At 60.9% G+C, this 17,614-nt stretch carries 15 protein-coding genes and 1 pseudogene; 8 read left to right on the top strand and 8 right to left on the bottom strand.

Annotation, left to right across the window (positions count from 1 at the left end; genetic code table 11):
• Window positions 1-14 precede the first annotated feature (14 nt).
• The 3 genes from NKJ93_RS11000 to NKJ93_RS10990 form a co-directional block, all read right to left on the bottom strand.
• Window positions 15-2,057, bottom strand: coding sequence for an AfsR/SARP family transcriptional regulator (locus tag NKJ93_RS11000; RefSeq protein WP_084642385.1), 2,043 nt, complete (start codon window positions 2,055-2,057; stop codon window positions 15-17).
• 24 nt (window positions 2,058-2,081) lie between these two features.
• On the bottom strand, window positions 2,082-3,293 hold the full coding sequence (locus NKJ93_RS10995) for a YcaO-like family protein (protein WP_198030448.1): 1,212 nt from the start codon (window positions 3,291-3,293) through the stop codon (window positions 2,082-2,084).
• 169 nt (window positions 3,294-3,462) lie between these two features.
• Window positions 3,463-4,173, bottom strand: a complete 711-nt coding sequence (locus NKJ93_RS10990) for an N-acetylmuramoyl-L-alanine amidase (protein WP_023716896.1) — start codon at window positions 4,171-4,173, stop codon at window positions 3,463-3,465.
• A 371-nt stretch (window positions 4,174-4,544) separates the two neighbouring features.
• Between NKJ93_RS10990 and NKJ93_RS10985 the strand changes: the two genes are divergently transcribed.
• Window positions 4,545-5,447 carry an AfsR/SARP family transcriptional regulator gene (locus NKJ93_RS10985; protein ID WP_023716895.1) on the top strand — a complete coding sequence of 301 codons (903 nt, stop codon included), beginning with the start codon at window positions 4,545-4,547 and terminating at the stop codon, window positions 5,445-5,447.
• Between the two features lie 76 nt (window positions 5,448-5,523).
• Here NKJ93_RS10985 and NKJ93_RS10980 read toward each other — a convergent pair whose 3' ends face one another.
• Together NKJ93_RS10980 and fabI are read right to left on the bottom strand one after the other, a co-directional pair.
• Complete coding sequence (locus NKJ93_RS10980) at window positions 5,524-6,111, bottom strand: histidine phosphatase family protein (RefSeq protein WP_352483722.1); 588 nt, start codon at window positions 6,109-6,111, stop codon at window positions 5,524-5,526.
• A gap of 31 nt (window positions 6,112-6,142) precedes the next feature.
• Window positions 6,143-6,961, bottom strand: coding sequence for an enoyl-ACP reductase FabI (gene fabI, locus NKJ93_RS10975; RefSeq protein ID WP_352589000.1), 819 nt, complete (start codon window positions 6,959-6,961; stop codon window positions 6,143-6,145).
• Between the two features lie 650 nt (window positions 6,962-7,611).
• Between fabI and NKJ93_RS10970 the strand changes: the two genes are divergently transcribed.
• From NKJ93_RS10970 to NKJ93_RS10950, 5 genes are all read left to right on the top strand, one after another.
• Window positions 7,612-10,638: an ATP-binding protein gene (locus NKJ93_RS10970; RefSeq protein WP_031193359.1), complete on the top strand. Its 3,027-nt coding sequence runs from the start codon at window positions 7,612-7,614 to the stop codon at window positions 10,636-10,638.
• Window positions 10,635-11,867 (top strand): YcaO-like family protein, encoded by a 1,233-nt coding sequence (locus NKJ93_RS10965; protein ID WP_023716891.1) that lies wholly within the window; start codon window positions 10,635-10,637, stop codon window positions 11,865-11,867. Before NKJ93_RS10970 ends, NKJ93_RS10965 begins: the two co-directional genes overlap by 4 nt.
• Before the next feature lie 2 nt (window positions 11,868-11,869).
• The gene (locus NKJ93_RS10960; RefSeq protein ID WP_023716890.1) at window positions 11,870-12,658 is read left to right on the top strand and encodes a TfuA-like protein; all 789 of its coding nucleotides are present in this window, start codon (window positions 11,870-11,872) and stop codon (window positions 12,656-12,658) included.
• A 53-nt stretch (window positions 12,659-12,711) separates the two neighbouring features.
• Window positions 12,712-13,908 carry a gluzincin family metallopeptidase gene (locus tag NKJ93_RS10955; protein WP_023716889.1) on the top strand — a complete coding sequence of 399 codons (1,197 nt, stop codon included), beginning with the start codon at window positions 12,712-12,714 and terminating at the stop codon, window positions 13,906-13,908.
• Between the two features lie 110 nt (window positions 13,909-14,018).
• The gene (locus NKJ93_RS10950; RefSeq protein ID WP_051409559.1) at window positions 14,019-14,534 is read left to right on the top strand and encodes a hypothetical protein; all 516 of its coding nucleotides are present in this window, start codon (window positions 14,019-14,021) and stop codon (window positions 14,532-14,534) included.
• On the opposite strand, the gene NKJ93_RS10945 is transcribed toward NKJ93_RS10950, so the two are convergent.
• Entirely contained in the window at window positions 14,531-14,860 is a 330-nt protein-coding gene (locus NKJ93_RS10945; RefSeq protein WP_023716887.1) for a hypothetical protein, read from the bottom strand. The genes NKJ93_RS10950 and NKJ93_RS10945 overlap by 4 nt on opposite strands.
• A 134-nt stretch (window positions 14,861-14,994) precedes the next feature.
• On the opposite strand from NKJ93_RS10945, the pseudogene NKJ93_RS10940 reads away from it, so the two are divergent.
• Window positions 14,995-15,171 (top strand): annotated as a pseudogene (locus tag NKJ93_RS10940) (hypothetical protein); the annotation flags it as partial.
• Window positions 15,172-15,461: 290 nt separating this feature from the next.
• Here NKJ93_RS10940 and NKJ93_RS10935 read toward each other — a convergent pair.
• Together NKJ93_RS10935 and NKJ93_RS10930 are read right to left on the bottom strand one after the other, a co-directional pair.
• Entirely contained in the window at window positions 15,462-16,391 is a 930-nt protein-coding gene (locus NKJ93_RS10935) for a DnaJ C-terminal domain-containing protein (RefSeq protein ID WP_352588997.1), read from the bottom strand.
• Between the two features lie 103 nt (window positions 16,392-16,494).
• Window positions 16,495-16,956 carry an RT0821/Lpp0805 family surface protein gene (locus NKJ93_RS10930; protein WP_352588994.1) on the bottom strand — a complete coding sequence of 154 codons (462 nt, stop codon included), beginning with the start codon at window positions 16,954-16,956 and terminating at the stop codon, window positions 16,495-16,497.
• 39 nt (window positions 16,957-16,995) lie between these two features.
• On the opposite strand from NKJ93_RS10930, the gene pdxH reads away from it, so the two are divergent.
• Window positions 16,996-17,613 (top strand): pyridoxamine 5'-phosphate oxidase, encoded by a 618-nt coding sequence (gene pdxH, locus NKJ93_RS10925; protein ID WP_352588991.1) that lies wholly within the window; start codon window positions 16,996-16,998, stop codon window positions 17,611-17,613.
• Window position 17,614 lies beyond the last annotated feature (1 nt).

Raw genomic sequence — 17,614 nt, 5'->3', positions numbered from 1 at the left:
CGGTGGGTGGAACGCTAACCAGCCAGGTCGAGCAACCCGGTCGCCAGAATTCCTGAATGTAGCCTCTCCCGGTCCGCCATCAGGCGGATCGGGAGGCATTGCCAGAACCATTCGAGCGTGGCTTTCGGCGAAGCAGGACCGTCGCCATGCCAGTTGTCCGCGGTACGGCGGAAGAACGCTGCCGCCTCTTCAAGAGCCGCCTCTTTCAAGCCAAGCTCGGCCAGCGCCGCCGCTTTCAAGCCGCCGACAAAGAAGGTCGCATCCTCGGCAAGATCGGCTGCTTCCACCGCGCCCTCGCTGTTGCCGAAGAGAAAGCGAATACAGGCGTGGTAGGCCCAATGAACGGGTTCGGCGCCATATCCTACCCGCAGCGCCCTTTGTGCGATCTCGTCTGCGAGCGCCTTCTCGCCGCAATAGGCAAGGCCCTGCGCACATGAGATCAGCGTCCAAGGATCGTTGTCGTTCATTTTGAGCGTCAGCCCATAGCAATAGATCGCTTGCTCGTACTTTTCGTTCATAAGATAGGACCAGGCCAGAGTGAGCTTGGTCCGGCTATCCATCGGCGCGAGCTTGGAAGCCATGTTTGCAAGTTTGAGGGCCTCCTGTTCCCGCTTTCTATCCCGCATGAGGCCGGGGAAGATGAGATGTCTGCTGTTGAGGATCTGCGCCAGACTGGCATGAGCGGGCGCGAAATCGGGAGCATTCCGTATGATCGACCGGAATATCCCCTCGGACCGGCTCTCGTCGGCCGGACGCCACCGCGAAAGAAGCTCATTACCACGTAGCCAGCGGTCGTAGATGTCGAGATCCATATCGGCGAGGCCCGCCGTCGTGCTCAAACGCTCTGCCGAGATCTGAACATCGAGCGCTGCGGCCAGGTGCCGGACGATCTGCAGTCTGGCGCGATGCCAGTTGCCGATCTCGATCTCCGAGTTCTCGCTCCACATGTAGTGGCCGTCAGACCTGCGACGCAGCAGCACGGCGATGTGCAATTCACCGTCCTCGCCGGTTGCAGTGGCAAGCAAGTCATAGACCTTGCGGCCGCTTGGCGGGAGAGCATCGTCGGAGGCCGAATGCTCCCTCACCGACCAGTCCCGGAACCGTGTCATGGCTGCGATCAATTCGTGGCGGAAGCCATTGATACGGATGGCATGAACCGCCTCGTGCAAGAATGGATGAACCAGGATCAGTGGGGGTTCAGCGCGCGCCTGAGCGGCGATTCCTACACCGTCGAACAGCTGCGCTGCTGCCGGAACAGCGGGGGCGAGTTGCGGGACGTGGCTGGGAGGCGCGGGAAGAGGTTCCGCCGTCTTTATCTCCGCAACCAGCGCCTGGGTTTGCGGTGACGGCTCCATGTCATAGTCGGTGCCGAGCAATTCCCACAGGTCGTTGTAGATGCGAAGCGCTCCCGCCGTGTCGCCACGTGAGGCACGGCACTGCATGAGGATACGGCAGGCTTCCTCATGCGTCGGGTCCAGATTGTGGATGGCGGTGGCGAACCTCTCCCGCTTGGCATCGTTCTGCTCGCGCCGGGCCTGGTCCTGGAGGAGCTTAACGGCCCTGTCGTGGAGATATTCGCGCTGGACCGAGAGCCACATATCGAAGCTGGGATCAATGTCCCTCAAATTGACGAGAAAGCCCCCGAACAGCCGCTTCTGCGTGATCATCACTTCGGGCACGATATTCTGTTCGAGATCGGCGATGTGGGTCGCCGCGTCGCTTGATACATGGATCGGCTGCAACCAAACATTGTTCCGATCGCAGTCGAATATCTGTATTGGAAACTGCTTCGTGTCCTTCTTTATCCCACTGATTAGCTGACGCAGGGAGGTGCGCGCGGCTTCCTCACTGTTTTCGCCCCACAAAAGGCCGGCGAGGCGCTCCCGGCTTTCAATCATGTTCTTGCAAAATGCGAGGTAGGCAAAGAGCGCCTGTGCCTTACGGCTCTTGAAGGTGCAATTCACGGCGCCATGAGACATACGGAAGATGCCAAGCGTCTCAATACGGAAGCTTGGCGTTTCACTGCTCCGCGATGCTGCCCGGCTATATTGGTCCATGGGACTCTGATTACAGCAAACGCCTTACAGTACCGGAATGTTGAAGTTGATGCACCTACCCACGGAGTCGAATTGCAACACGTCGCCTGGGGGAATCTGCTGCAGGCCTGTGGCAAGAGCGCGGGCGACCGGAATGCCAATGCGATCGCGCGTCAGGTCCACGATAAAGGCCGTACAGTCAGCACGGAGGAGTGCCTGGCGCGTATAGTCGAGGAGGAGTAATTCGTCGCTGCCTTCTAAGGACGAACTCTTCGAGCCGACGGGAGCAGCTTTAAGCTTTGGATGATCGGGGGTGACCCGCTGGCTTCGCGCAATATAGGCGAGGTCATCCTGATTGAGCTTCTCGAAACCGTGCACCTGTTGCTTGGCTCGTACCAGATGATGTCCGATTTCCATCTGCACCATCTCTTTCGTTGCGGCGTGGACAGCATCGGCCATGTTTGGCCGTGCTGCGAAACCGCAAGCGAAATCGCTCCCGTCACGAGAAAACGAAAAGGCAGCGATGACCGGAATGTCAACAGCTGCGCGGATATCGACCCAGCCACACGTCCGGGTCGTCTTTCCCGACCGGTATCGGGAGAGCAGGTCCGGGAGTCCGCTATCCCGCAATACATCTTCGCCAATCGCATGCGCCACCTGGTCGCCGTGCCACCATCTCGCGACGGCATCGCGCTCGACTAGTTCCCATATTGCACGGTTTGCCGCCTCTATAAGGGTTCTTCCCGCCGCGACGCCGTTACCGAGCCTGTACGGCAAAACACCATTGCCGCTTGCGCGGCGGACGCAAAGTTCGCCCGGCAAAGCCACCGGTTCCGATGAGCCGACCTGATGCCCGGCTAGCCACAGGCGCTCGCCTCCGGTTTCGGTGACGCCGGCAAGATAGTGATCGAAGGCATCAATGCGCCGACCGGCCGTTTCGGCCCCAGGATTTCGGTCCTCCGGGTACTCGAGCTGGGAAAGATATTCGGCTGCTTCGCCGATGCAGGCTTCGAATGCCCGCTCGGAACGCCAATCGCAGCCCGCGACTCCGACAGGCTGAAAGTCGCGGAACTCCTCGCCGTGTTCATGGGGATGCGCTTGCGCCACATATATCGCGGCACCAGGTGCGTCCGGATGAGGCAGTCGAGTAATAAGACGAAGCTTCGTCGCCAACCGCGCGATCGCTATCCGATTTTCTCGTGATATCGGATCGAGCTCGTGTGGAGTTTCAAGCGAACCCGAAGCAACCGTGGCCACGTGCCCTCCATCGCTGAGCGCCCCAGCAGAATGCCCGTTGCAGGCTTGCCAACCATATCGGCCAACCGGGCGCCGGATAACCGGCTGCTTGCCTCGACAGACGATGTGGCATCTTCGCGCGTGCAGGTCTAATGCGCAACACGGGCGATCGGTGGGCGGTGCGGCCCGATTAGTCGTCCACAGGCAGCAAATCCCAGCCCGCGCAGCAGGTGGCGACATCGTGCAGGGCGGGCAGCAATTCCATCGGCACCCCAGCGGGGGTACGCAGAGCTGGGTAGGTGTCGCCGGCACCGTCGAGCACGAGATCGCGGAACCGTTTCCACGGAAAGTGGGCACCTGGATCGCTGCATCGATCAGGGTCCAGCAAGGCATGCGATGCGATGTGTTTCAAATTTGGGTACTTCGCCCAACAGTAGCGCACGATTTCAGCGGCAATCTCCACCTGCCAGTCCGAGAATGGCTCCACGACATCGCGGCTCCGCGAATTGACTATCTGGATTGCGAGGCTCCAGTCATCGACTTTGGCCTGGCCAGCGTTCACCGCAGGATACGACCGATGGTCTCGCACGTGGAGGGCGGCGCTTGCCTCCGGCACACAGGCCCATGCGAACTTGCCATGCGGCTCTTCGTCCGTGCCAGGAATCAGCCAATGCCAACTGGCCCTGTGCGCTTTCATGACGGACATGGCGCCCGCCGAACTTAGCCCTGCCGCCGCGTGGATGACCAGCGCCCTGATTCCTTCGATCGGATCGACCGCTCGACGGGACGTCGCATTATACCAGTGATCCCGTACGCCGGGATAATATTCCTCCGGAATTCTGAATGGTGCAGGTCGTCCCGACCTTGGCAAATCAAAGAGAAAAAATCTCGGATCGTTCATCGTCCGTTATCCCAGGGTCGAGACCACCTTTGTCTGCGCCACGCGTGAAGGCAGCGTGATTCCCCCGCTCGCAGCCGTCTGCCGCGCGTCGACTGCCAATCACGTGCTGCTCACGAGCAACTTACGACGACCCGGTTCAAATCGGTGCATATCCCGATCTGGAGGCGAACCCGATGTTCTCCCGATCCCTTGGTGAGGAGCGATGCCGTGGATGAACTCGTAAACATCATCGTGTTGTGGCCAACCGTCACTTTTGGCTACCGGAACCGCCGCAACACCCGAGGATCCGGCATGTCTCGCCGACCCAGACGATCGTGCTGCGTCCGGATTGGAACGCTCGCGAATCCGGCACGCCAGTGGGGAGATAGCAGATGAATGCTCAGTTCGAGTTTTGCCGGTCCATGACCCGCAACCACCAGCTGGCTGCGTCCCTGCGGCGTCCGGCAAGCTTGTCTTGGCCGATCAAGGTGTATGTTCTCGGCGGGTTCCGGCTTGAACGTGACGGTTCGGCACTGGACCTTGGCGCCAAGCCACCGACGCGGGCCCTCGACATTCTTCGTGCCTTGGCCATCTCCCAGGGCCAAGTCTGCCCGCTCGAAGGCCTGCAGGACTGGCTCTGGCCCGACCTTGACGGCGACCAGGCGAAGGCTGCCTGCGATCAGGCGCTCCACCGTCTGCGCAAATTGCTCGGCCAGACGGACCTGGTGATTCAGAGGGAGGGCAAGCTGCGCCTCGCCGCAGACAGGGTTTGGGTGGATTTGGCCGATTGGGAGGCGCGCCTCAAACGGGCTCTGGCCTCGAATGCCGTGACTGAACCGGAGCTGGAGCGGCTCTTCCTCCTGTTCCCGGGGCCTCTCTTTCTGCACGAGCGTATTGCCGCCTGGTGCTTGCCGGCCGCTGAACGCGTGCGCCGCGACGTGATCGAACTCGCGATCCGCATCGGCAAGCACTGCGAGGCTCGCAACGATCCTGGGAAAGCCCGGACTATCTATTTGCGGGCGCTCGATTTTTACCCCGACTCTGTGAGAATCTACAAGGCGCTCATTCAGGGCGACATCGCCCAAGACGATGTTGCTGGCGCGATCGAGGATTACTCCTGCTACGAGCGGACACTTCGCGCATCATGCGGTAGCACACCTTCGCCTGAGCTGCGTGCCCTCATCCAGTTGCTCTTCGCGCGCCTTGCGCGTGAGACCGGACCTGTTGGGCAATATGTCAGGGCCGGTCGAGAACGGTTTGTCCCGGTTCTCAGGCCAGCGACGATCCCGGCGTGATCAACTTCGCCTACGCGCCTCTGTCGCCGATTCAGCGCGAGATCGCATTCTGCTTCAATCTCTCGAAAGCTCACGACTAAAGCCACTCCAGGCGCCAGCCGTCCAGCCTGAGCAGGCGGTCCTGCGGCACTTCCATGCTGACCGCATCTTGTTCGGACATCCCCAGCACGAAGCGGAACAGCGCGCGCATGACGCCACCATGGGTCACGCAGACCGTCTGGCGATCGAGCGCGTCGAACCACGGCTTCACCCGTTCGAGCAGCATCTGATAGCTTTCGGCGCCCTCGCCGGGCGGCTGGAAATTCCATTTATCGAGGCGGCGTTGCCTGGTCGAACCGGGATTGTTCGCCTCGAGTTCGGCAAAGGTGAAACCCTGCCAGTCGCCAAAGCTCAATTCTACGAGTAGCGGCTCGGTACGATAGGCGTGCGGATCGAGCTTCATCGCCGCGCGCAGGCGCTCCATCGTCTCGCGCGTGCGCCGCATCGGGCTGGCGACAAAGTCGAAATCTTCGGGCCTGTCGATGAGGTCGGCCAGCCTACGCCCGTTGCGGCTAGCCTGCTCGCGGCCAAGCTCGTTGAGGTCGGTATCGGCCTGCCCCTGCAGCCGGGCCTCGGCGTTCCACGCCGTCTGGCCGTGGCGCACGATATAGACGAGCGGGTACATCAGGTCTTCCGGAAGAGGTCAGGCGGTGGCGTCAGTCCTTGACCGTCGAAATATCCGGCGCGTCGACCGCCTTCATGCCGACAACATGATAGCCGGAATCGACATGATGGATCTCGCCGGTGACGCCGCGCGAAAGGTCGGACAGGAAATAGACGCCGGAATCGCCAACCTCCTCCTGCGTGACCGTCTGCTTCAACGGCGAATTGTATTCGTTCCACTTCAGGATGTAGCGGAAGTCGCCGATGCCGGATGCGGCAAGCGTCTTGATCGGGCCGGCGGAGATCGCGTTGACGCGGATCTTCTTGGCGCCGAGGTCGACGGCCAGATAGCGCACGCTGGCCTCGAGTGCCGCCTTGGCGACACCCATGACGTTGTAGTGCGGCATCACCTTTTCCGCGCCGTAATAGGTCAGCGTCAGCAGCGAGCCGCCATCGGTCATCAAAGGCTCGGCACGTTTGGCGATGGTGGTGAAGGAATAGACCGAAATATCCATGGTGCGCAGGAAATTGTCGCGCGTCGTCTCGACATAGCGGCCGGTCAGCTCGTCCTTGTCGGAGAAGGCGATGGCGTGGACGAGGAAATCGAGCTTGCCCCAATGACTGGCGATATCGGCGAACACCGCATCGAGGCTGGCCGGGTCGGTCACGTCGCAATGGCCGGCGACATGCGCGCCCAGTTCCGCCGCAAGCGGCTCGACGCGTTTCTTGAACGCCTCGCCCTGATAGGTCAGCGCGATCTCGGCGCCATGGTCGACACAGGCCTTGGCGATGCCGTAAGCGATCGAGCGATTGTTGGCGATGCCAAGGATAAGGCCGCGCTTGCCGGCCATAAGGCCCCGTCCACCCGCCATGTCAGCGCTCTCCGCAAGGTTCTCTACTTTGTGGAGTGCCTATCGCACAGCCACAGTGCCCCTTCAAGCGTTCAAAGCGGACAGTTCGGGGGACAAAGCGGTTGCTCAGCAGTGCCGCGCGTCCTTTGGACGTGCAAAGGACGCTGTAGCGCTTTGACCTTGCGGTCGTGGGCCAGTGAAAAAATACGACACTTGGTGTCCGTGTGGCACGGCGGAAGATGACCCTTTGGCGGAAGTTTCGTTGGCCAGCGGCCGAAGTCACGCTCATGACCCCAAGCCGACTTCATGATTTGAGCTGTGGACGACCGGTTTGCGCCTAATCTAAGACATTCCGGAGACGCGGCCCTATCCCGGAAGCGGACGTTGCCAGTGAGCGCGCTGGAGACGTGATTGCGCCAAACGTGGACCGCACGCGCGCTCCTCCAGCCGACACTCCTGTTAGGCTAGAGGCACCCCATTCCTGTCGTTGCAGCGAACTGAAAGCCCGCGTTGATGATCACGACTGGATTGCGAACGGATAGCAGACGGGTGGGCTAGGAACCCATTATGCCGTTGCCAATGGGACTATTCTAAGCCTTAGTGCTCACGATGGAGCTTCGATAACATCCGAGAAAGCCGCGTGGCTCTCTCAGCGTGTTGCAGGACGTCCGATGACCACCAGGGAACGAGTTCAGACCGGGTCGCTTGCAGGGGAGCGCAGGCATGTGACCGCGCTGTACTATGACATTGTTGGTTCGACCACTCTGCTAAATCAGCTGGACCCCGAAGAATTCGGCGCTATGCAACGTTCGCTCCACAATGGAGCGGCTGCATTGATCAGCGACTACAATGGCTACCTCGAGCGGGTTCATGGCGACGGCGGCTGCGCCTATTTCGGCTTTCCCGAGTCCAGGGAAGATGCCGCCGAATGTGCGGTCGCGTCGGCAATCGAAATTGTCGAGTGGTGCGAGAAACTGGCGAGACAGTCCGAATCCAGCCTCAAGGTAAGGGTCGGCATCACCACAGGTGTGGTCGTCATCGCTGACGCTTCGAAAACGAACCTTCCGGGCGCCACCGAGATTATTGGCGTCGCGCCGGCACTGGCTGCGCGCATCCAGTCCGAAGCAGCGCCGAACAGTGTTGCTGTCGCAGAAGCCACCTATCGGCTTACCATGGGCGCGTTCGAATTCGAGGAGATCGGTCCAAGGCACCTGAAAGGATTTGGCGAACCGGTACTTTTGTGGCGGCCATTAACTCGCCGGCAGCAGTTCGACCGCTTCACAGCGTATCGGCGCGTTTCCGCGCCGCTAATCGGTCGCGAAGACGAGCTTGAATTGTGTGGCCGGCGTTGGGTTAGAGCCGCAAACGGCAATGGCCAGTTCATTCTTCTCCATGGCGACCCCGGGATCGGAAAATCCCGGCTGATCGCCGAGTTCCGCCGTGATCTTGCCGCTAAGGGTGTGCGGACCCTGGTGTTTCAATGTCAGCCGCGCGGCAATTCGGAACCGCTGCACCCGTTTCTAGAACCTCTCAGAAAGGCAATCGCAGACGCGACCGGCAACGCCGACCCGGATCGGGATGCGGTCACGCGCTACCTGCGGTCACATGGCTCGGAACTTGGCGCGTTGAATGCCGAGATCATCACATTCCTTGTCGCGGGCGAGACGGAGGGGGGCGCTGGCCAAGCCTGGCAGGTCGATCTCTCGAACGAGGAGATCAGGGCGCGTGTTGTCGAGGCCATGCTGTCACTTCTGACGTCGCCGTCCGTTCTTGGACCGCTCCTCCTGATAATCGAGGACGTTCACTGGGCAGACACGCTCACCAAAGCACTTGTCGCCAAGCTGAGCCGGTGGATCGAAACACGGCCGATTCTTGCCGCAGTAACGTCGCGCGAGGCTATCGCGCCGGACGGTTTCGGCGATCCAAACGTGCTTGCCGTCGCCTTGTCTGGCCTGACTGCTCAAGCTACCGCGGAGCTGCTCAGCACGATCTGGGAGGATTATTCGCCACCAGATGAACTGGTCGCCTTTATCTACGAGAAGAGCGATGGCGTGCCCCTGTTTGCCGAACAGCTGGCGCTTTGGATCCGTGAACGAGCGAAGGCTGGCTTGCCAGATCGGGCCGGATTGGAGGCGTTGCTTCGTGCGGATAGCATTCTGGATCTCCGGGATCTTCTCGCAGCCCGCCTCGCCAGCTTGGGGCCATTGAGACGTGTCGCCCAAATCGCAAGCGTCCTAGGGCGACAGTTCCGACGGAAACTGCTGGCTTGTGTGCTTGAACTTGGGCCTCTTGCCATACCTCTGGACGAAGCAATCGAAGGTCTTGTCCAAGCCGGGATTGTCCGTCGGAAGTCTGGCGGTATGGAAATTCGCTTCCGCCACGTGCTGATCCAGGAAGCGGCCTACGAAAGCCTCCTGAAATCCGAGCGGCAGGAAATCCACACAAGCGTTGTAAATCTCATTCAATCAGGTGTTGTTCCGCCGCTCTCCGACGAGACGATGGCATGGCATTTCGGGCAGGCCGGACAGCCTGTGCAGGCGGCGCGCCACGCTATTCAGGCGGCAGAGGCTTGCGATGTTCGGTCAGCAATGCAGGAGGCAGAAAACCTGCTGGATTTCGCTGAGAAACAACTCGCTCAGGCCGGCAGGAATGCCGAGTCGAATGAGCAGCTGCTTCGCCTCCTCACAGTTCGCGGGCCGGTCGTTGCAGCGCTTTTCGGTAGAGGCAGCAAGCAAGCGCGTGCGATCTATGAGCGCGGCGTATCGCTGTGCGCCACGGTTAAGGATCGGGATCGTGCAGAATGGTTCCCGCTTTACTGGGGTTGGTGGTTCACTGCGCCCGACTACCAGACACAGCGCGCAAGATCCGACATCCTCGTGCAGGACCTTGAAGGCTCTGCAGATCCTGAGGTCCGGCTTCAGTCGCTGCATTGCGCATGGGCGACCAACATTGATGCCGGGCTGCATTCGCACTGCCTAAAATGCGTCGAGCAGGGTCTCGTTCTTTACGACGAGGATCGCGCATGTTTCAACCGCGGCCGTTACGGAGGTCATGACGCCAAGGTCTGCGGCCTGGGCGAACGTGCGTTCTCCCTGTGGTTCGTAGGCGACGACAATGGGGCTTCCGAAAGTATAATCGCTGCCAAACGATGGGCCGAGCACATCAATCATCCGAACAGCATGTTGCATGCACTGGAGTTCGAGATCGAGCTGAAACGATATCGAAACGACCATCCCGGTGTGATTGCGGTCTCCGAAAGGATCGGAGAACTCGGGCGGGCAACGCCGGGTGTACTCGCCAAGGCGGCGCTGTTCCGTGCCTGGGCGCAGGGTATGAGCGGGGACGCGGCAGCTGGCGTAGTGGCATTCGAAACCGAGCTGACACGCTGGCGCGAGATCGCGACCTACGAGGGTGCCCCCGTTTTTGAGGGCATGCGTTCGGAGTTGTTAGAACGCGCTGGACGCAACGACGAGGCCTTGTCGATACTGGATAGCATCATCGCGGCTTCGACCAGCAGTGGGCAAGTGTTCTGGCTTGCTGAGTTGCTACGGCAGCGCGGTGTGCTCCGTCATACCCTTGGCGAATCGCAGGAGGCGGTGATGGCCGACCTTCGTCGAGCGCTCGAAGTCAGCACCGAACAGCGGGCCGCACCCCTGGCGTCACGCGTGCGGCTGGACCTCGATCGGCTCCGGCTGTGAAGTCCGACACCGGCTTTGCGCAGGCGCTTGCCATTCCTGCGAATGAGATCGGTCTTAGGCTCGACCGCGAACTCTCCGCCCTTGGCGATGCCCAGTGCACAGACTCCGCAGCCACCGAGAAGCTCGCCCGCGGGCTTTTCTCCGTCCGGAGACGTTTTGGCATAACGCGGATCGGATCGTTGACCCGCCTTGATCGCGCCGGCGTGGCGGTTGCTCAAGCCGTGCGGCCATTGTCGCTCTCCAACGCTGTCTCCCAGGGCAAGGGTGAAACCCTCATAGAGGCAGCGGCCGGGGCACTGATGGAAGCGCTCGAAGGATGGGCAGCGGAGCAGGTCTCGCATGAGCGCATCAGGATCGCAAGCGCGCGCGTTCTGGGAGAAGAGATTCGGGCCCTCTATGCCGGCTGCCGAGTCCATGACTTCGACGCCGGCTGGGATCAACTGCAACTCCAGTGGACCGACGGTTATGATATTTTCACCGGCCGGGTGCTGCCAGTTCCTCTCCCCCTGGTCGATACCATCTACACGCTTCCGTCCCCGCATCCCGTGGCGTTTCCCCGATCCACGCGCGGACTCGCCGCCGGGCAAACGCTAGTTTCCGCGATCACCCATGCAGCGCTAGAAATCATCGAGCGCGCGAGCATCGCAGGAGCCAAGCGGTATCCACGTTCCTTTCCGGAAATTCGTATCGACCCCGCCCGTATTGGCGGTCCGCGTTCGTCGCGAATTCTGGCAAGCCTCGCAGCCGCGGATCTCGTTGCCGGAATATGGCTCGTCCCAGGCGATCATGATTTGCCGGTCTTTCGCTGCGCCGTAATGGAATCGGAAGCGCATCAGGAGATTGCGCCGCTGCCGGGCGAGGGGTTTGCGTGCGACTTTACCCATGATGGCGCCTTGGCCAAGGCACTGATGGAGGCGGCACAGGCCCGGGTAACCGCGCTCGCCGGTGCCCGTGAAGATATTACACGTGCCGCTTATCCCGAGTGGTACGACCGAGTGGACCTGGACACGCGTCGACGCTCGTTCCGGGTGCCAGGGAACGCCACCACGCTTCCCGCCGATAGCGTCGGACCGACCTCAGGCGCCAGCAAGCTCGACGCCGTTCTCAAATCGCTAAGGCGCGCCGGAGCGCAGGCGGCCCTTGTCGTGCCGCTCCATAGCAGCACGGATCCCGATATCGAGATTGTCCGTCTCGTCGCCCCTCCGCTCAAAGACCTCATCAGAGGATAGGGATGGCGGACAAGCCGGTCATTTTCCTCGGACCGACACTGCCGCGTGCCCAAGCGGCAGCCATCCTCGACGCCGTTTATCTACCGCCCGCCGAACAGGGTTCGATCGTCCGCGCAATGAGAGCCTATCAACCGAAAGCGATAATCCTCATCGACGGTTCGTTCGGGAAGGTACCGGCAGTTCGTCACAAGGAAATCCTGTGGGCGTTGGGAAACGGAATTCCGGTGTTCGGGGCGGCAAGCATGGGCGCGCTCCGCGCCGCTGAACTGGCGGCGTTCGGCATGCAGGGCCATGGCTTCATCTACCGATGGTACGCGTTGACGCCGCTCGCCGACGACGATGAAGTCGCGGTAGCGATGTGTCCTACTGAACTCGGCGCGGCGGCCCTGAGCGAAGCGCTTATCAACATACGCCTTACGCTAAAGCGGGCATTGCGAGCAGGCATCATCAACGCCGTGGAAAGGCGATCTCTGGAAGTGCTGGCGCGGGACACGCACTTCGTCGATCGCAGCTATCCGAGGCTGCTCGCGGAGGCGCGATCTTCTCTGCCCAGCAAATCCGCAACGGCCCTGGATCGGCTTGCTGACTGGCTCCCCCGATCGGCGATCGACCGCAAACGCGAAGACGCAACCGGCTTGCTGGCGAAACTTGCATGCTGCCCTGAACTTCTGGCGCATGCGCCGATGACCCCGCCTTTCACCCTGACCGAAGCTTGGGCCTATGACCTCGGCGCGGCCGGGCTGTGGGACGACGACATTGGGTCTGTTCTTGCGGAACGGGATGGATTTTGATCTAACAGGAATACTTCAGACTGTCCTTTCAGGAGAGGGGTGGGACTGCCTGCATGGGCGCCAGTGCAAGATGGCAGTCGGGTATTGGATCCGCGGCTTCGCGCCTTGGAACACGCTTTCTTGTTTTTCCCCAACCTCCTTTCATTCAGGGTTACGAACGGCCCGAGATGATTTGGGTCTCCACGCCGCCTGACGCGATCGGCCCCGGGCCAGCCGACCGACGGATGTATGTGATCGACCCGTTGCTTGAAAAGCAGCCATACCAGTTTCCTTACCTGCCTCCTTACGCCGGTGCCCTCAGGCCGCCTGCGGTAGCCGGCCCAGACGGGCACTTCGACAACATTCCGCTGGGCACACCGGAGTTCGAGGCGGCGCATGCCTACGCTTGCGTGCGGCGGGTGCTCGACATCTGCGAGAGCTATGTGGGGCGCGAGATTCCCTGGTTCTTCGAACCGACCTATCCGCGTCTCGAGATTGTGCCGCGGCTGAACTGGGACAACGCCCAGTCGGGTTACGGCTTTCTGGAGATGGGGATCGATGAGGCCCGCGGAACCACGCAGCCCTTCGCGCTCAACTTCGATGCTGTTGCACACGAGATCGGGCATCTGGTGATTTTCGGCGTCATGGGAGTTCCCCGTTTCGATCCGCCGCATGAATACTTCGCCTACCACGAGGCAGTGGCCGATTTCATCGCGCTGATCTCGCTCCTGCACTTCGATACTGCGCTGGATTTGCTTTTGCGGCGCACGCGCGGCAACCTCCTGATCAACAACGAACTGGACCGCTTCGGCGAGCTCTCCGACGAAAAGCAGGTCCGACGGTTCAGCCACTCGCTGCGGATGAGCGACGTCAGCACGGAAGTGCATGACCTTTCCAAGCCCTTCGCGGGCGCACTCTTCGACATCCTTATCGAGATCTACCAGGTGCTGCTGTTCGAACGCGGGCTGTCCGATCTGGATCCGCGTGACTTTCGTGATCTCAGGAGTGAGCTTTCCGAAGAAGAGGTCGAAGACCTGCTTTCGGTTTCACTCGCCGCCAATGACGGCCGCCTCTTCGCATTGAAATCGGCATTGGAAGAAGCCCGCGACCTAGTGGGCGAGATCCTGGTGCGGTCGTGGGAAGAGCTTGATCCGCATGCACTGGACTATCGCGAAGCAGCCGAGGCGATGGTTGTTGCCTGCGAAAGCGGGCGTGCGCGCCGCTTCGCTGACAGCCTTGTCGACAACTTCGCCTGGCGCGAGATTTTTTGAAGGAGAAAGGGATGCCAAAGTCACCAACGCCGACAGGCAACCCACTTAAACCGTCTGGCCCGGGCGGTGGGCCAGGTCGATCGCCAAACAATACTGGAGGGAGAAGCATTATGTCGTCCGATATTCCTGCGCCACCCAGCGCGCAAAACTATTCGCCGGATCAGATTACGCTCTATGGCGTCAGGTTGAATTTCGATAATGTGGGCAAAGTTAGTCACAGAACAGCGACTTTGCCGTTGAATGAAAACTTACTTCGCATGTCCATTGTCAAGAAACGCGATGACCTCGAGCCTATAATTCCAACCAAGGAGGTGATTGCTGTCGTCTATGGATATGCCTTTGAAGGTCAATGCTACCGCAATGACAAACCAAAACTACTCATTTTTCATCCAACGTCACGAGAAACCGCCGCGACAGGATGCGGATTTGATGACCTGGGATACGTCATGTGGGGAGTTACAAAGAAAACCCCGATCATGGAACTTGCCACAAGTACTGACTTCGCCGAAGAAATCATCTTGAATGCAAACCTTCCCGGCAACCGCAGCCCAAACACTTACGGGAACAGCTTCATGCTGGCACATCGCGGCGGCCGGCTAAGCCGCGGAGGGGGGAGCCAAAGTTAGTTCTTGGTATCTTCCTTGGCGGCTTCTTGCTTCGACTTCGAGGGTGGCGGTGGCGGGAAAGCTTTGTCATCAATATTGTATGTGCTGTCAGCCTCGACCTCCATATTCTCTTCGTGTACAAGCCAATCTTTCTCGTTCTTGCTCACATAGACATCGACACTGCCGACGTTATTGCCTTGGGTCGTAACGGCCACCTCACGTTTGGCATCACGGACTTTCAGGAAAAACTCCGTCGGCGGCGGCTCGGGAAATGGTAGTTTGTCTGTTATTCTCAAAAATTTATCACTAACCGTCACGGTGAAATATATCGATTCCACGCCTGCCATTGATCCCTCCTGCAGAAGGCCGTGCTCAAATTCGGTGCGAAGCAGTACAGTGCAACCAGTTCGGCTCGTTGTAAAGGCAGTGACTACGGCCTTACCTTTCGGGCACAGAACCCACACGGACAAACTCGACCCCGGTGATCGCCATCGCAGGTCGCCTCTCCACGATTGCCAGGATGGAGCGGATAGTTGTGCTCGATCAGGGACGCATCGTGGAAGAAGGCGGGCCGGACGAACTGGTGGGACAGGATGGCCTGTTTGCCCGTCTGTGGAAACACCAAACCGGTGGCTTTATTCCTTACGAGATAAGCTAACCTACCCCTGTTGCAGGAGCCGACAAAGCTCCAGAGATTTGCGACGGAAATTGGGATTCCCGTTCTGCAGTCGCGAGCGCTCCGATCTACGCTCACGGCGCTTCGTGGCTTGAACGTCGCTCTCATCTATGAAGCTCCATAAGCTGCCCTTCCGCTCGCGGCTCCAAACGCGACGTCTGAGCAGTAGTTCGGCGACAACGCTCCTGGCCCAATCAAGACGTTCGGTGTATAGCAGAAGCGTCCGCAAGTCCGCTTTTCCACACGGCATCAAGCGCCGGCCTTTTCGATCGTCAGCCCTTTCGCCGGCGCATCAGCGCCTCGAGCTCGGCGTCGCCGCCTTCCGGCAGCATCAGCCGCACGTGCGCGTAGAGGTCGCCGTGACCGCCGGCCTTTTCCGGCAGGCCCCTGCCCTTCAGCCGCAGAACCTTGTCCGAGCTTGACCAAGGGGGAACATTGACCGCAATCCTGCCGGTCGGAGTTTCGACCGCCACCTTGGCGCCATGCACCGCATCGGCCAGTTCCACCGGCAGGTCGACATGCAGGTCGCGGCCCTCGACGCGGTAGCGCGGGTGCCGGCGAAAGCGGATCTTGACCAGTGCATCGCCCGGCTGCCCCGGCCCTTGCTCGCCCTGGCCTTTCAGGCGGATGGTCTGGCCGTCCTCGACATAGGCCGGCAACTTGACCGCCATCTTGCGGCCGTCGGGGAACATCGCCGTCACCTTCTCCGCGGTGGCGGCTTCCTCGATGGTGACGTCCAGCGTCACGTTGAGATCGGCGGCGGTCGGGGCCTGACGGCGGCCGCCCGCGCCGGCGCCGCGCTGCTGGGTGAAAGCATCGCCGAAGATCTGGCTGAAGATGTCGCTGTTGCCGTCGAACGGATCGCCGCCGGGACGGCCCGTGCGGAATTCGAAATGCGCGCCGCCCGGCCCTTGCTGCCGGCGGAAACCGGCGAAAGGATCGGCGCCGCCGGCCGCGCCTTCGAAACCCTGGAAACGCGGTTTGCCGTCGGCGTCGATCTCGCCGCGATCGAAAGCCGCCCGGTTCTTCTCGTCGCCGACAATCTCGTACGCCTGGTTGGCGGCGGCAAAACGGTCCTTCGCCTTGGGATCATCCGGATTCTGGTCTGGATGATACTTCTTGGCGAGCTTCCGGTACGCCGATTTTATATCCTTGGCCGATGCGTTCTTGGCAACGCCCAGCACCTCATAGGGGTCGCGCATGCTTACTGCCCTGGAGAAGGAGTGAGTCCACGATTTGCTACCCCTATATGCGCTCGCATAGGAAGAAATTCCAGTGGCTTGCCACCATATGGCTGGCGGAAAATCAGAGCGCCTTGAAGTCCTGCATTCGCCAGGCGCTGCCGCCGGCCAGGCATACTTCGCCCTTGAACAGCACGACGCCGTCGAAGCTTTCGCGTGACGCGGTGAAGCGACGGCATGTCTCGCCGTTAGCCCTGAATTCCGCCAGTTCGGTGATGGAGCCGCGCGAGCCGGTGTCGGCATTCGCCCAGGGAACGGCCTGCCCGGCCAGTTGCTCGACGTCGGCGGAGGACACGGCGTTGCGGATCGTGGCCTGGTCGGAGGCGCGGTCCTGATCGAGCGACGTGACTGGGGCCGGCGTGCTCGAGGTCAGCACCGAGCGGTCGACCTCCGCCTGCTCGAGGCTGAAGCCGCCGCCGCCACACGCGGCAAGCGGCAGGACGATTATCACGATCATGGCTTTGGCGCTGGCCGAAGCGATAACGTTCCATTGCCCACTGTCAAAAGCTTGCGCGATACGCGACAATCGGCAATCTCCCCAGCCGGCGACAAATTTGGGAAAACTATGAGCGAAACCGGGTTAACAAGCGGTGACTTTACCGAGGCGGCGGAGCCGTTCCGGCTTTTTGCGGCGTGGCTCGACGATGCGACGAAGAGCGAGATCAACGACCCCAACAGCGTGGCTCTGGCGACGGTCGATGCCGAGGGCATGCCGAATGTGCGCATGGTGCTGCTCAAGGGCTTCGATGAGGGCGGCTTCGTCTTCTACACGAACTTCGAGAGCGCCAAGGGCCGTGAGATCCTGGGCAGCATGAAAGCGGCAATGTGCTTCCACTGGAAATCGCTGCGCCGGCAGGTGCGGGCGCGCGGCCCGGTGGAGATCGTCACCGACGCCGACGCCGATGCCTATTACGCGACCCGCCCGCGCGGCAGCCGCATCGGCGCCTGGGCCTCCAAACAGTCGCGGCCGCTGGAGAGCCGCTTCGCGCTGGAAAAGGCGGTCGCCGAATACACGGCGCGCCATGCGATCGGCGAGATCCCGCGGCCAAAACACTGGTCAGGCTTTCGCATCGTGCCGCAGAGCATCGAGTTCTGGCACGACCGTCCGTTCCGGCTGCACGACCGTGTCGTCTTTTCGCGCAACGCCGAGGGCGGCTGGGACAAGGTGAGGCTTTATCCGTAGG

The sequence above is a fragment of the Mesorhizobium sp. M0028 genome (genome assembly GCF_040323855.1).
In the GTDB taxonomy this organism is placed as follows: Bacteria; Pseudomonadota; Alphaproteobacteria; order Rhizobiales; family Rhizobiaceae; genus Mesorhizobium.
The sequence above is the reverse complement of the archived record's forward strand: the minus strand, read 5'-3'. Positions and strand labels throughout refer to the sequence as shown.

Bases quoted from the DNA above. Each gene is read 5' to 3' on its own strand.
- NKJ93_RS11000 (WP_084642385.1), bottom strand. From the start codon at position 2,057: ATGGACCAATATAGCCGGGCAGCATCGCGGAGCAGTGAAACGCCAAGC.
- fabI (WP_352589000.1), bottom strand. From the start codon at position 6,961: ATGGCGGGTGGACGGGGCCTTATGGCCGGCAAGCGCGGCCTTATCCTT.
- NKJ93_RS10980 (WP_352483722.1), bottom strand. From the start codon at position 6,111: ATGTACCCGCTCGTCTATATCGTGCGCCACGGCCAGACGGCGTGGAAC.
- NKJ93_RS10960 (WP_023716890.1), top strand. From the start codon at position 11,870: ATGGCGGACAAGCCGGTCATTTTCCTCGGACCGACACTGCCGCGTGCC.
- NKJ93_RS10970 (WP_031193359.1), top strand. From the start codon at position 7,612: ATGACCACCAGGGAACGAGTTCAGACCGGGTCGCTTGCAGGGGAGCGC.
- pdxH (WP_352588991.1), top strand. From the start codon at position 16,996: ATGAGCGAAACCGGGTTAACAAGCGGTGACTTTACCGAGGCGGCGGAG.
- NKJ93_RS10990 (WP_023716896.1), bottom strand. From the start codon at position 4,173: ATGAACGATCCGAGATTTTTTCTCTTTGATTTGCCAAGGTCGGGACGA.
- NKJ93_RS10950 (WP_051409559.1), top strand. From the start codon at position 14,019: ATGTCGTCCGATATTCCTGCGCCACCCAGCGCGCAAAACTATTCGCCG.
- NKJ93_RS10955 (WP_023716889.1), top strand. From the start codon at position 12,712: ATGGGCGCCAGTGCAAGATGGCAGTCGGGTATTGGATCCGCGGCTTCG.
- NKJ93_RS10945 (WP_023716887.1), bottom strand. From the start codon at position 14,860: ATGGCAGGCGTGGAATCGATATATTTCACCGTGACGGTTAGTGATAAA.
- NKJ93_RS10985 (WP_023716895.1), top strand. From the start codon at position 4,545: ATGAATGCTCAGTTCGAGTTTTGCCGGTCCATGACCCGCAACCACCAG.
- NKJ93_RS10935 (WP_352588997.1), bottom strand. From the start codon at position 16,391: ATGCGCGACCCCTATGAGGTGCTGGGCGTTGCCAAGAACGCATCGGCC.